At 25.9% G+C, this 14,338-nt stretch carries 12 protein-coding genes; 11 read left to right on the top strand and 1 reads right to left on the bottom strand.

Features of this window, described 5'->3' with window-relative positions:
* Positions 1-20 precede the first annotated feature (20 nt).
* The 4 genes from AACL10_RS02975 (at position 21) to AACL10_RS02960 (ending at position 4,480) form a co-directional block, all read left to right on the top strand.
* Complete coding sequence (locus AACL10_RS02975; protein WP_338984427.1) at positions 21-1,901, top strand: DUF2075 domain-containing protein; 1,881 nt, start codon at positions 21-23, stop codon at positions 1,899-1,901.
* Between the two features lie 237 nt (positions 1,902-2,138).
* Positions 2,139-2,963 (top strand): hypothetical protein, encoded by an 825-nt coding sequence (locus tag AACL10_RS02970; protein ID WP_338984425.1) that lies wholly within the window; start codon positions 2,139-2,141, stop codon positions 2,961-2,963.
* 602 nt (positions 2,964-3,565) lie between these two features.
* Positions 3,566-3,802 carry a S1 RNA-binding domain-containing protein gene (locus AACL10_RS02965; RefSeq protein WP_053946295.1) on the top strand — a complete coding sequence of 79 codons (237 nt, stop codon included), beginning with the start codon at positions 3,566-3,568 and terminating at the stop codon, positions 3,800-3,802.
* Positions 3,803-4,015: 213 nt separating this feature from the next.
* Positions 4,016-4,480: a hypothetical protein gene (locus AACL10_RS02960; protein WP_338984422.1), complete on the top strand. Its 465-nt coding sequence runs from the start codon at positions 4,016-4,018 to the stop codon at positions 4,478-4,480.
* Positions 4,481-4,514: 34 nt separating this feature from the next.
* Here AACL10_RS02960 and AACL10_RS02955 read toward each other — a convergent pair whose 3' ends face one another.
* Complete coding sequence (locus AACL10_RS02955; RefSeq protein WP_338984420.1) at positions 4,515-5,510, bottom strand: alpha/beta hydrolase; 996 nt, start codon at positions 5,508-5,510, stop codon at positions 4,515-4,517.
* A 507-nt stretch (positions 5,511-6,017) separates the two neighbouring features.
* Between AACL10_RS02955 and AACL10_RS02950 the strand changes: the two genes are divergently transcribed.
* From AACL10_RS02950 to AACL10_RS02920, 7 genes are all read left to right on the top strand, one after another.
* Positions 6,018-6,533, top strand: coding sequence for a hypothetical protein (locus tag AACL10_RS02950; RefSeq protein WP_338984418.1), 516 nt, complete (start codon positions 6,018-6,020; stop codon positions 6,531-6,533).
* 20 nt (positions 6,534-6,553) lie between these two features.
* Positions 6,554-7,006 carry a dual specificity protein phosphatase gene (locus tag AACL10_RS02945; RefSeq protein ID WP_338984415.1) on the top strand — a complete coding sequence of 151 codons (453 nt, stop codon included), beginning with the start codon at positions 6,554-6,556 and terminating at the stop codon, positions 7,004-7,006.
* Positions 7,007-8,073: 1,067 nt separating this feature from the next.
* Complete coding sequence (locus AACL10_RS02940; protein ID WP_338984413.1) at positions 8,074-8,580, top strand: hypothetical protein; 507 nt, start codon at positions 8,074-8,076, stop codon at positions 8,578-8,580.
* A gap of 216 nt (positions 8,581-8,796) precedes the next feature.
* Positions 8,797-9,606, top strand: a complete 810-nt coding sequence (locus AACL10_RS02935) for a hypothetical protein (RefSeq protein WP_338984411.1) — start codon at positions 8,797-8,799, stop codon at positions 9,604-9,606.
* Complete coding sequence (locus AACL10_RS02930) at positions 9,594-11,642, top strand: hypothetical protein (RefSeq protein WP_338984409.1); 2,049 nt, start codon at positions 9,594-9,596, stop codon at positions 11,640-11,642. The genes AACL10_RS02935 and AACL10_RS02930 overlap by 13 nt, the downstream gene beginning before the upstream one ends.
* Positions 11,643-11,664: 22 nt before the next feature.
* Positions 11,665-12,855, top strand: coding sequence for a hypothetical protein (locus tag AACL10_RS02925; protein ID WP_338984407.1), 1,191 nt, complete (start codon positions 11,665-11,667; stop codon positions 12,853-12,855).
* Positions 12,785-14,290 (top strand): hypothetical protein, encoded by a 1,506-nt coding sequence (locus AACL10_RS02920; protein ID WP_338984405.1) that lies wholly within the window; start codon positions 12,785-12,787, stop codon positions 14,288-14,290. Before AACL10_RS02925 ends, AACL10_RS02920 begins: the two co-directional genes overlap by 71 nt.
* The last annotated feature ends 48 nt before the right edge of the window (positions 14,291-14,338 follow it).

Here is a 14,338-nt window from a genome sequence, read left to right as displayed (position 1 = left end):
TAGGAAAGGACTAAAAAGTTATGATAATATACAAAACAAATAAAAAAGGTTTTATAGAAGATGTTGAATCAGGAATGATTGCTGAGAAAATTCAAGAAGAACTTAAGTTCATGGCAAATAAATCTGTTAGCAAAAATGAATTTAGAAGTTGAGAAAACTCTTTAACTCAAATGCATGTTGTTTTAGCTTCTTCTGATTTACCGGATGATTTAGGAATAGCTATAGAATATAACTTACCCAGAAGCTCAAAAAGAATTGATTTTATAATAACTGGATCTAAAGACGAAAAAAGAAAAATTATAATCATTGAATTAAAACAGTGAGAACAATGTGAAGTTGTCTTAGACAGAGACATGATTGTTAAAACCTTTCTAGGTAAAGGTTATAGAGAAACTGTTCATCCTTCTTACCAATCATATTCATATGGAGTTTTTCTAAATGACTTTTCAGAAGTTGTTTATTCAAATGAAAATGTAGAAGTAATAACTTGTGGTTACTTACACAATTATGATTTAGAAAAATTTCCTGATATAGAAGATAAACAATATCAAGAATATTTAAATAAAAGTCCATTGTTCTATAAAAAAGATAGAATTACTTTAAGAAACTTTATAAGTGAAAAAATAAATAAGGGAGATAATGGTCTTCTTTTACAGGAAATAGATGAAGGACAAATACGACCTGGAAAATCAATTCAAGAATTTGTTAAAAATGTTATTGATGGAGAGGAAGTTTTTACTCTTATAGATGATCAAAAAGAAGTTTTTGAAAAGTGTCTTAGTTTAATTAGAAAATCAAAAGAAGATAACAAGAAAAGAGTAATAATAATTCCTGGAGGGCCGGGAACAGGAAAAACTGTAATTGCTTTAAGAATTCTTTCTAAGTGTTTACAATACGATCTTAATTCTATTTATGTTTCTAAAAATGAAAGTTTAAGAAATGCTTATAAAAAAATAATTACAGATAATAATCAAGATAAAAAATATAATAAAGCTAGAATGGATAATTTATTTTTTGGTAGTGCAAAGTTTTCTAATTTAAGAAAAAATGAATTTGATGTTTCAATAGTTGATGAAGCTCACAGGTTAATTGATCGTCACCAATATACACCAAAAGGGAAAGGCTATGATAATCAAATTCAAGAAATAATTTGTGAATCTAAAGTATCTATATTTTTCATTGATGAAAGACAAATTGTAACTATGAAAGATATTGGAACAATTAAAGAAATAAAACAAAGATCTATAAAAGAAGGTATTGAAGAAAAGAATATTAAAAACTTATCTGAATTAAAAACACAATTTAGATCAAGTGGAGCGGATGAATATATTAAATTTATTGATCATATTTTATATGGAGATGAAATGGATAATTTGGATTTTTTAAAAAACTTTGATTTAAAAATTTTTGAATCACCTAAAGAAATGTACAACAAATTATTGAATAAAAATACTAACAATAACGCAAGAGTATTAGCTGGTTATTGTTGAAATTGAGTTTCTAAAAATGATTCATCCATTGATGATATTGTTATTGGAGATTTTTCAATGAAGTGAAATCTTATAAATGATAAGTACTTTATGTTGAATGAAGAATCAATAAATCAAGTTGGGTGTATACACACTTCTCAAGGTTTAGAAATAGATTATTGTGCTGTTATAATTGGAAAAGATTTATATCTTGAAAATGGAATAGTAAAAACTAATTATAAAAAGAGAGCTAAAACAGATATGAGCTTAAAAGGAATTGGTAAATTCTCAGAAGATCTAGCAAATGAAATATCTAATGCAATAATAAAAAATACTTACAAAGTTTTATTAACAAGATCTGTTAAAGGTTGTTATATTTATTGCGAAGATGAAAATTTAAGAAATTATATAAAAAGTAAAATTAGTAGTTAGGGAGAAAAAATATGTTGATAATAGCACCTTTTTCAAGTAAAGAAGCCTTAAAGTATTATAATGAATTTTCAAGCACTCAAATAGAATTAAGTCTTGGTAATATGTTGCCTTTTTAAGATTAAATAACCAAAAATAAATCTCTTTATGAGATTTATTTTTAATACTCTTATTATGTCTGACTCTTTAAATAAACACTTTAAAATGTTATAATAGATATAATGAAAGTTAGGATTTAATATGAATAGAAAAAATACAAGTTCAAAAAAATTCTTAAAAATTGCAAATAAACAAAAAGAAACATTAAGTAATTTCAAATCAAAAAAAGTTTGATTTAGTGATGAAGCTTTAATTCATTCTATTTGTATTTTTAAACTTGATTATTTTATGGATATTAATGATAAAGACTTAACTCAAATTTTTAAAACTCGTTACTTTATATTACTTGGCTATGAGACAACAGAAGAGAAAATAGAAGAAATGATTTTAAGAGTAAAGTTAATAAGAGAAGTTATCAAGTCAACTAGAGGATTAAATAGAGAAACTTTAGTAATGCTTTATCCAATGCAAGAGTACTTAAACTTATCTTTTGATTTTATTTTCTTAGCTTATGGAAAAGAAAATGATATTAACTTAATATCTGTTTCAATAGTTGATCAAGAAGACAATGACCCTTTTTGAGAAGAGGTAATGCCCAAAAAGGGAAATCAACATATTTTAGATTACTTTAAACCATTAGGAGAAAGACTTACAAAATATATTGATGAAAACCATGAAGTAGAAAGCATAAAAATAAGCAATATCTTATTTTTACCATTTGTACATTATGATAAAAACTCATACTTATTCCATCCAAAATTTGCAGATATGTATGAAATAATAGATCAAACTTCAGTTACTGCAATGGTATTGGCAAGTAATATGGATCCTCTTTTAAATGCTTTTGAAAGCTCATTTAGAATTATTGATGAGAACAAAACACAACATTGAATTGATATGTATTACTTACAAGAAGATGAACTATATAAAAAGAACAATACATTACTTTTAGACCATCAGTTTTAAAATATTTTTTTGTGCACTAAAAAATTTTACACTTACTTTAAAAACATATTAAAAACACTATATTCTTATAAAATATTTATAAGGTTTTAATTAACCGTGGTTAAAATTACATGTAAATATGAAATTAATGAATAATCTGTAATATTAATCTAAAAAAGAGAACAACACCTAGGTAAACTTATTTATAACATATGAATCAGCATCGTTTTAAATACTCTATAAAGAGTATTTAATAGTTAGGATTATTTATATGAAAATAAACGCTTGCCCAGTGAATGGGTGTATTAGAAAAGGTTATAAGTCTTACATGACTGGTTATATGTGCAAGAAGCATTATAAACTCATGAAGAAAAGATCTCATAAAATGAAAAGTTTTATCTAGCCTTTTTTATAATATTTATTTAATCAAGAAAAAAACAATATATTAGCTATTAGCTAATTTAAACCCTTATATCAAAAAAGTCCATAATGTAAAATAATTCAATAAAAGACGTTAAATAAAACATTTTTGTTATAAATAATAAAATGTTTTATTTTTTATAATAAATTCTACATTATTGTATAAAAATAGTTTATAGTTAGAAAAGTAAGGAGAAATTTATATGGGAACAATTGTAAATATTACTATTACTAAAATCGTTGATTTTGGTGCATTCTGTGATGCTGAAATTGATGGAAAAATCTATAAAGGATTAATCCACATCTCAGAAATTGCTGACGCATACGTAACTAACGTTGCTGACTACGTAACTGTAGGACAACAAATGGATGGTTATGTTATTTCAGTAGATGAAAGCAAAGATCAAGCTAAATTATCATTAAAAAGAGTTTCAAAATAATAACCTATCTGTCATTTAATAATAAGTTTTAGTTATAGTATTAGTATTACAACTGTCTTTACGTTAAATTTCCAAGTTTTATTAAAGAATTGATTTATTAATAATTTATCTAACTTCTCGAAAGAGAAGTTTTTATTTTGTTTAAAAAGTCTTTTGTTATCAAAAAGTCTTTTTTTAACTTTAAGGTTTAAAATTCTAAAAAGAGGTAATTTTATGGGGTTTTTTGACTTTTTTGAAGAATGATTCATCTGAACAATATCTTGTTTTAGATATAACTTTAGAAGAGAGGAATATCAAAATAAAGTAATTGATAAAAGCAGGGTTGTTATATACCTTATATTTGGTATATTTCAAATTATCTATATATTAATTTGAGCTATTTTTATGGCTTTGATGTATTATTTTCAATACCCATATAATTTTGAACAAATAGCAATTGGTATATCAACACCAATGATTATATTTGCAGTATTTTTAATTATTAAAAGTATATGATTTGCTTATTCTGTTAGAAAAATTTTGATTCATATGGATCAAACATATAAGAAAAAGACTATTATATTCTTATGATTAGCTTACATACCTTTGATTGGGTATTTTACAACATTAATTTTCTATAAAAAGGCTGAAAAATTACTTAAAGATAATGGATATTCTTTTGAGAATACAGGTTTTTAGAACAATAAAAAAACTGCTTATTAAGCAGTTTTTTTTATTTTTTAGCAAAACCAATAGTGGTTTTCATATAGTCTTCCATGTTTTTGTGCATACTACTTGAGTGTTTTGCATTTTCATAGAGTTTTAATTCACTTTGTTTAGAATTCTCTGCTAGATGCTTTAAATGATACATCACAACTGAGTTGTGATACATTATAAAGTCATCTTTTTTACCGTGAATAAACAATACTTTTAGATCATCAATGCTTTCTTGTCCTTTTAATAAGTTAACTTCTTTAATACTTGCTTTAGCATATCTTCTAAAGTTATAGTTAATCCCCAATGACATAAATCATCATGGAAGAACCATGTATTTTTGTAAGAAGAACCTTATTTGAGGTACTGCTTGAGCAAATGGACAATCTGCTATTAATCAATCGATTTTGTTTTCTTTATAGTAGTTTTTTGCAAAGTATAAAGCACTTGTAGCTCCCATACTTGTTCCTAAAACTCCAATTTCTTCAACATCAAATGATTCTTTTACAAACTTAATAACTTCATTTAAAACTTTTGAATTTGTAAGACCAAAGTCTGAATAAGTTCCATAAGTTGATCCATGAGCAAATCCATCAAATGATATCAAGTTATATCCTTGATTATAGAAGTGATAAATTCCTCTTAAACCCATATATTTGTTTCTTTTAAAACCGTGAAGTCCTATTATTCACTTTTTACTGTTTTTGTTTCTAACCATTAAAGCACTTATTTGTTCACTTAATGGACCAATATTAAATTCTCTTATTTGTTCTTTTTTAATATTAAAGTTAGTCATTTTCTTACGATCTAAATCGTATAATAAGTGCTCATAGGTGTTAAATTCAACACCTTTGTATTTTCCTTTTCTTGGATACTTAAATAAGTATGGAACGAATACTATTGCACAAAACATTGATAACAGAAACACTATTGGAAATAATATTATCATTAGTGTTATATTGAATCAGTTGTAATGGTATCGCTTCAACTTCCTTAAGCTTTTTTTATAATTCATACTCATCATTCCCTTTAAGTAATATTTTAAACAATTATTTTGTAATATACAATTTTTAGAGTTTTAAAAATCTCTTTATTAAGATTAAAATAGATTTTTTATTTTTAAAATGTTTTGTAGTTTAGTATAATTTGGCTTTTTTTCACAACTAATTGATAAAATCAAAGAGCCTTTAGATTGAAGGTAGGGAATAAAAAGTTTTACATTTATTTATCAACGAAAAATGTTTTGGTTACTTAGGATTTGAAAAAAATAGCCAATATATTTTAAAGTATTAAAGATTAATTTTTTTGATGATGTTTCTTTGTTTAATTCATCGAAATAGATAGTTAATTTTTAACCTTATACAATTAAACTAAAAATAGTTTATTAATAAAACAGATTACATTTAACTTAACAATTTTAAATAACCTTTAGCCAAGTCTTTTAAAATGAAAATAAAATAATATAATATTTAAACTAGCTTCAGCTAGTTTTTTATTATAATTATTTATGAGGAAAATAAATATGGATATTAATAACTTCATAAAACGTTTAAATACAACTTTAAAAGAAAAAAGTTGTAGTCAAATAGAGTTTTATGCACCACAAACAGTAAATGTAATTGATAATAATCAGAGCTTTAACTTAGAAAACATATATAAAGTTCATTACTTAAATGGAAACTATAAATTTGTAAATTTATATATTACATTTGATCAAAAAGATAGACTTATCAAAGCAAGTAACCAAAACAACACTTCTCATAGTTTAGATTTAACTGGAAAAGAACAAAAAGAAAAAGATTCTTTAATAGAACTTTACTTGGATAAACCAAGTAACATGGGTTTAAACCAATTACCAGTAGGTTTACAATTTTGACCAATAGTGTTTTTAGAACAAGTAAGTGATGATCAAATACATATATTTGTTCATATCTTAGAACACAAAAACTTAACATCTCAAAGTACTACAAACTTTGATTGTTTATATATAGATACTCAAGAACAATTATTTAATGAATTTTTACCACTTTGAGTATAAAAAAAGGGGATTAAATTATTATGAGCAAAAAAATAGTTGATAACTTATTTTTAGGAGATATGCATTCAGCTCCAAGTGATTCTGAATTAATCTTGAGCTGTGCTCAAGAAATATTTGAAGATCAAAACCCACCAAAAGGATTAAATAAGCTTGTACAAGAAGAAAATAATCGAATCTTGTATAACTTTGAAGATTATCCATATTTAGAAGATATGGACAAATCTTTAATACTTGATGCAATTCAACAAATAGAAAACAACATAAAAGATAAAAAAATCTATGTACACTGTATTTGAGGAATCAACAGAAGTGCTAGCATAGTGTTTATGTATTTAGTTAGAAACAACATAATAAAAGCTGATTCTTATCAAGAAGCTCAAAAAGAGTATTGAAAGATCTATCCAAATCACTCTCCAAACCCAGGTTGAAAGAAGTTTTTGGAATTAAACTTCCCTTATAAATTCGATAAATAGTAAGTTTTTAAACTTACTATTTTTTTAAAAATTTTTTTAATTTCTTTAAAACCTAGATAAATACTAGGTTTTAATAATAAAAAAAATGTAACTTTTTTGCAATTTAAATTTAAAGTATTACAATAAAAATATCAAAGGCGTTACATATTTAAGTTAAACATGTAATCATTTGATGTCGTTCGGGAATAAAAAAACAGTTATATATTACTTTAAGAGCATCTTTATAAAGAAGTTTATTTGATGCTACACGATCTTTGAAATAAATGAAAACTATAACTCAAGTAAAAAAAAGACTTCTTTTCAGAAGTCTATATAGATAAGTAGCCTTTTAAAGCTAAAGCTTTATTTAGAAATTATACAAAAAAAGGGATTTACTTGATTATCGTTTTCGCTATTCATAAATAGATGTATTAAATACGTTCAGATGAATAGTTTTAAATGAATTGAATAATCGTTGTAAATCCCTGAGTCATTATAAACTTGGGAGGGCTTACAACAACATCTCAAACTTCTCTTTTAAAGAAGTAAGAGATAAGTTAAATATATCAAAAAAATGAAAAAAATACAAATAATTTTTAACCTAAAATAATTATTAAATCATAAAAACCATTTTACATTGAGTTATTTCAATTGAATATTTTTTTAAAGAATTCATAATAACAAATGTAAGCGGTTATAAATCAACTTACGAAATCAATCGTATTTCAAAGTTATAAAAAACAGGGAATAAAAAAATAATTAGTCTATTAAAGGTATTGGTTTTTATCAATGTATAAATTGTTATAAAATCTCCAAGTTTCCAGTTACTTTCAAAGTTATTTGAAATTAAAGGGTGTAAGGGTGGGATCAGGAAACTACAAGTTAATGCTACTTGTAAAGTGCTTTGAAAAAAGCAAATAAGTACCTAGAACAATTCAAGTTGTTAAATTTAAAATTATTTTACCCTTAAATAGTTTTAGTCCAGAGTTCGCTCTGGGCTTTTTTTTTGTCTTTTTTTACCAAAAGAATATAATCATTTTAGTTGCTCTAGGTACACATTAAGAAATTAATAGGAGGAAAATACTTTTATGATAAGGTTTTCAAAAACAATTTCACAAGTAGGTTGTTATTTATTATTAACAACTCTAATGCCGATCATGATAATTTCGATTTTAATGATTAATTTAAAAGGTTTGGTAAATAAGGGATATGAAATGATTGCAAGATGAGGAGAATGGCTTAAAGATGTAACAGATTCAAGTCTTACAAGTATATCTGCAATTGGATGAGCAGTTCTTATTATTTGTTTAATATCTTATGGTTTATTAATCTTTGATTTAGTTTTAATAAACTCAAGAAAAGCTTATAAACAAAAAATAGGATATATTTTAGGGTTATCTATTGGAGTTATTTTATTTGTTATCTTTTTATTGCCAATCATTATTACAAATGCTAAAAATGATGGAGATGCATTATCTAATTTATTGTTAGGTTTATTAATTGTTTTTGTAGGTTTAAATGGAACACTTCTATCTGTGGGAAGCTTGTTTGGTTTATTTTTTGCAAAAACAAATGTTGATAATTATGAAAAGTAATTAACTTAAAAATTTATGAAATACCTTTTATTTTTTAAAAGGTATTTTTTATTTAAAAATAATGTTTTTTTATAAAAAGTAAAAATATTTACTTTTTCACTATGTTTTTTACCCAATATTCTCTATAATAAGTTTATATTGTATGCAAATTGGCATACAAATAAATAGATAAATTTAAAACAAACAAAACTTAACTAAGAAAAGGGGTAAATAAACATGAAAACATTATTGGCTTTATTAGGAGGAATTACAGTAGGTGCACAACCAGTTGCTTTAATGGCAGAACAAACTGGTGTTTTTGATTTAGGATCAAGAGCAGCTTCTTTAGAAGGTGTTGATGAAGATAGAATTTTTGACTTATTTGATAAAGGAGAAAGTCAAGAAGAAGGTAAAAACAAACTATCTGCTATGAGTAATAAAAATTACGGAATAGGTAAAGCAAAAACATTCAACATCGATGGTGGTCAGGCTAATAATAAAGTTGCAACAAGCATTGTAGCTACTTATAAATACAATGATGGAACTGATTCTGCAAAAGATATTATTTATAACATTTCTTCTAATGGGAGTGGTGTTAATGCTGTTATAAAAAATGAAAATAACATAGGTGAAAAAGTACTTGCAGGTGACCTATATAGTGGTGACGCAAACTACAACTCTTATACAACATCTTTTTTAAGCACATACCAAAGTTCTATTGGTCTTACATCAAAAAATAATTATATGGCATATATGAGTGGTATAGATGGTTCTGAGAATGCTCATGCTGAAGTGAAAATAAATTTTATGGACTTTTCAACCGGGGAAACTGTTAATGGTGCTTCTATAAAAGTTCCTAACGATTTTTATAAAGTTTCTAAAATTTATTCTTCAACAAGAATTCTAGGTAATAAAAATGACAATCAATTATACATGTTATATCAAAATGACTCATCAGGTTCATCTCTTTCTGTTGCTCAATATGACTTATCGGATAAAGTAGGGAATGATGGTAAATTTAATAACTTAACATCTTGAGAAAAATAGAGCCTTCTTATATTTATTCAATTAAATCAGAAGGTAATCTTAATAGTGTTGAATTTACTTTAGGTAACGATAATATTCCTACTGTAAATTTTAATGATGGAAGTGGTTTTAATTCATATGGATTAAGTAACGAAGGTTTCAAACCTGGAGTTGAAGGTCAAAAAATTGAACCATCAGTTAATCATTTAAGTGGTGCTGAAAATCTTGTTATTGATTATATTACAAACACTGATCACCAAGATAGTGATTACCAATATACAATTGTGGCCGCTCATGAAATTAGTAATGCGCAAAATTCATCAGTTTATTATGTTGGTGGAGCGGACAAAAAGACATTAATTCCTTTATTTAGTTTAAATCCTCAAACATTTTCTGAAAGTAAAAATAATAAAAAAGAAGATAACACAGTAAATGGGTTTTATTCTTACTCTGACAATATAAATCAAAACTACAACTTGGTTGTTACAACATCTAACTCCGTTTATCAATATTCTTATACAATAGCTAAAGATATTTCTTTAGGTGGACAAGCTAGAAAAATATTGTTTGTTGACACTTCTGTTATAGGGCAAAGAGAAGATCCGATTTATACAATAGCAAGAAATAGTATAATTTATTCCGATGATCAATTGAAATATATATTTACTGATAGTGAAAAAAATGTTAATTCTTATATAGGTTCTATTTTTGAAAAATTAAATTTATCAACTATAAATACAAATGACTTAACATATAAACCAGATTATCCTTTAAATGGATCTGAACAATATGAAAAAGATATGATTGAAAAACTTGAATCAGGATTAAAAACTGGACAATTATCAAAAGATCAAAAAGTAACAAAAATGTTTGAAGAATCAGAAGATGGAGATTACAAAATCTATTTAGAAGAATCTGAAAGAAACAAATTAATTCCTGAGAATAAATTTGGTAAAATTCAAGCTTCTGGAGAATTTGTTATTGAAGCTGGTGATACACCAACTTCAAGATTTAGAGGTGCTAAAAGACAAACTGTTATTGCTGATTACAAAAACAGATTTAATTTAAGTGAATTAGCAAACCAAAATTCTCAATTTAAAGTTTGAGAAGATGGATATGAACTAAACAAATATGATGACTTTAATAGTGTTATAGGTTGAGTTTATAACCAAGTACAAAACAGTTTAGAAAAAATAAATGGTTTCCAAAATGAAGTAATGTGAAAAGAACTTGAAAGCACAGAGTGAGAAATTAATAACTGACAAAATGGTGCAAAAGCAGATAACTTCAACAGTGGTTGAGGGTTATTTGGTGCAAACTCTATTTCAACATTTAATGAAGAAACTGGAAAAACACAAGTTGTTTTAAATGGAATTAAAATTCAACCTAAAAAAGGTCCTGACAGTGACTATTTCTATGTAGAAAATGGTTCTGAAGAAAATAAACAAACTTATGTAGAATTACCTAAACTTGTAATAAATGTTGATTTAAGTAAAACAACAATTGATGGGGAATCTACAGCAGCTGGATCAATTTTAAATGAAAAAAATAAATTGGATTTAAATGAAAAAGCAAAAGGTGTTTCAAAATTACAATTTAATGGTATTGGTTTAACAACTGAAAACACTTTAGAAAACAGAATTAAAATCCAAAACAGATTAAATAAACATCTTTCTTTAGATCCTGCTTTAGGATTACAATTGATAAACATAAATAGTAATAACTATTATTCATTTGAACAAATATCATCTAAAATAACTGTTAGATTATTTGATAGAGCTTTTGCTGTGGATGGTGCATCTACTGCTGTTGAAAGCAGTAACAAACAAGGTTATAACTATACAACAATTGAAATTACAATTTATGGTCTTAAAAAACCATCTTCATTACCAAGATGAGTGACACCAATTCTTGCATTTGGAGGATTATCAATCTTCATACTTCTAATCATGTCAGCTTGATTCATTTCACGTAAACGATTCTATAAATCAGCTGTTGGTAAAGAAGCTGCAAAAATTGCACAAGCTAAACGTAGAGAAGAAAAAACTAAAAAATAAGTATAAGGGAGGATAATTTTATATGAAAAAATTATTAACAATTTTAGGAACATTAAGTATATCTGTACCTGTTACTTTAAGTGTTTCTGCATTTAGTGTTCAAGAAAACTCAGTTCTTCCAACTGCTGAATCTGAAAAATGAGGTACATCTAACTATTTAGATGGACAAATTGCTGAAGGTGATGCATTTGCTGTTTATGCAGGGAAAATGGATGGAAGTGACTTTGACTATCTAATTAAAACAGATATTAAAAATGGACAAATTTTGGTACAAGCACCAAACGAAAATGGTGATTTAGTTTGAAAGCCATTCATTACAAATATGGATAATAATCAAAAATATAATCAAATTTTTGTAAAAGAAAATAATTTATATTTTACCGAAGCATATACAGCTAAAATATCAACATTATTTAAATCTGATTTAAGCGATAAGTTAAACTCATCTAATATTTCTGAAATAAAATTTGATAGCGAAATGAATCAAGTTGTAGAAGTTGGGTTTGATGGAACAGCAACTAATTCATTGTTTGATTATAAAACAGGAAATTATATAATTGGTACATCTACAAGTGCAAATATTTATAACGTTGGAAGTATAACTAAGGAAATTAAAAAACTTTCAAATGCTGATAAAATTTTCAACGGTAAAACTGCAAAATCAATTATTCAATATGATGGGGAAAATATTTTAATTCAAAAACCTCAACAAAAAGATAATTTAGTTTTTGTTAAAGGAAATGCTACCAACGCTTTGGTTGAAACTGTTAGTTTACCAAATGTTAACTCTGTAGCTTTGGCACAAGATGGAGACATATTGATGGCTGATGGAAATAGAATATATAAAGTATCTCCTGACGACATGACCACATCTTTAACATTGGATGGAAAACCTTATTCAGAAGTTAGTGGAGTTAAAAATATATCAGATATAGATTTTGATGGAACAAATTTAAAATTAACATCAGATGCTGGTGTTGCTGATTACACAAAACCATTATTTAATGGTGATGTAATTAACATGGTTGATCCAGAAAAACAAATATCTAATTTAAACTTAGCAAACACAACTGCTATTCAAGCAGGAAACAAAACTTACTACATAAGTGATGATCACCAAAAAGTTTCTCTTGTAAGAGACTATGCAACTCTTTCAAGTCAAGAAATGAAAAATTGCTTTTGATCAAAATGTAAACAGTTATGGGGATGCTAAAAAACAAATCATTGAAGCTGTTGTTAAAAACGCAAGTGGTTTAACTTTAAATGAAGCTTACACATATGTTAAGTTTTCAGAAAATGACTTTAAAAGTTTACAATATGGAAACTCAACAAGTGATTGATACAAAGAAAAAACAATTACTGTTTCAGGACCATTTAAACAAGATTTAAAAGTTAATATTTCAAGATATAACTCACAAGTACCTGAAAACTTATCAGTTTCAGTTGCAACTCAAGTTTCTCAAACAAACATTACTGATACAAACAAAATTAATGAAATAGTAAATGATGTTAACAAAAAAATTGGACCAAACTTAGAAGTTGTAAATCCTCCAGTTTCAATTGATTTAACTAATTCAACTAGTGCTACATTTAGCATTAAGTCAAAAGATGGTTTAAATATTCCAACTCAAATTCAAAAATCAATTAATGTTACATTTACAAACTTAAAATTACCAGAAGTTACAGCATCATTAAAAGATACATCATTTAATGATGGAGCATTTGTTGGTGAAACAGTAGTTTATGATTTAGAAGGTGTTGAGACTCCAAAAGGAACAATTGAAAACGCTAACTATGAAGGAACTATTACTGGTAAACAATTATCAGTTACATTTAAAAAAGCTGGTAGACAAACAATTTCTATAAAAGATGCTAACTTTGACTTAAAAACTAAGTTAACAGTTAATGTTTTAGAAAACAAAATATCTGCAAAAGGATTTAATGGATCTTTAAATATTAGAAATGAAAAGTCAAAAACTTTCCAAGTTGATAACTATAAATTATTTAATACAGTTCAAATTCAATCAGCTACTTTTAAAGATGGTGAAACAGCTCAAATTTCATCATACTCACAATCTTATGACAAAGAAACTGGTAAATTAACAATTACTGGTAATGGAGCAGGAGAAGTGGTTAATGTTCAACTTTCTGGTCAAACAGTTAGAGGAACAAGTTTAACTTCTGACAAAGTTGCATTACAAGTTTCAATTCCAAAACAAATGCCACTATGAATTATTATTTTATTAGTAGTGTTATTGGTATTGTTATTATCAGTTGGTGGATACTTCATTTGATGAAAATTCTTCAGAAGTGAATTCCAAAAACGTCAACCAAGATATGCAGCTATTGCAGCTGATAAACATGCAGTTTCAAAAGCTAAAAAAACTGAAACAGCAAAACTTAAAAAAGATAAAGGTATTGTAAGAAGTGGACTATTCGAAAGAGAATTAGAATACAACTTAGATAAACTAAATGATCCTGATTATGAATCAAAATACGTTTGAATTAACGAAGGAAGAGTAGAAGACATGGATCCAGTTTTAAATAACTGAGATGATAAAAAACTAGGTTCAAAAAAACCAAGTAATAAAAAAGATCCACAGTTAGAATCAAGACTTCAAAACGTTAAAAAATCTGTGAAAAAGTAGGTTAACCTACTTTTTTTATTTCACTAAAAAGTGTATTATATATAGAAG

It is taken from the genome of Spiroplasma endosymbiont of Diplazon laetatorius, assembly GCF_964019625.1.
Taxonomy (GTDB): domain Bacteria; phylum Bacillota_I; class Bacilli_A; order Mycoplasmatales; family Mycoplasmataceae; genus Spiroplasma_A.
The sequence above is the reverse complement of the archived record's forward strand: the minus strand, read 5'-3'. Positions and strand labels throughout refer to the sequence as shown.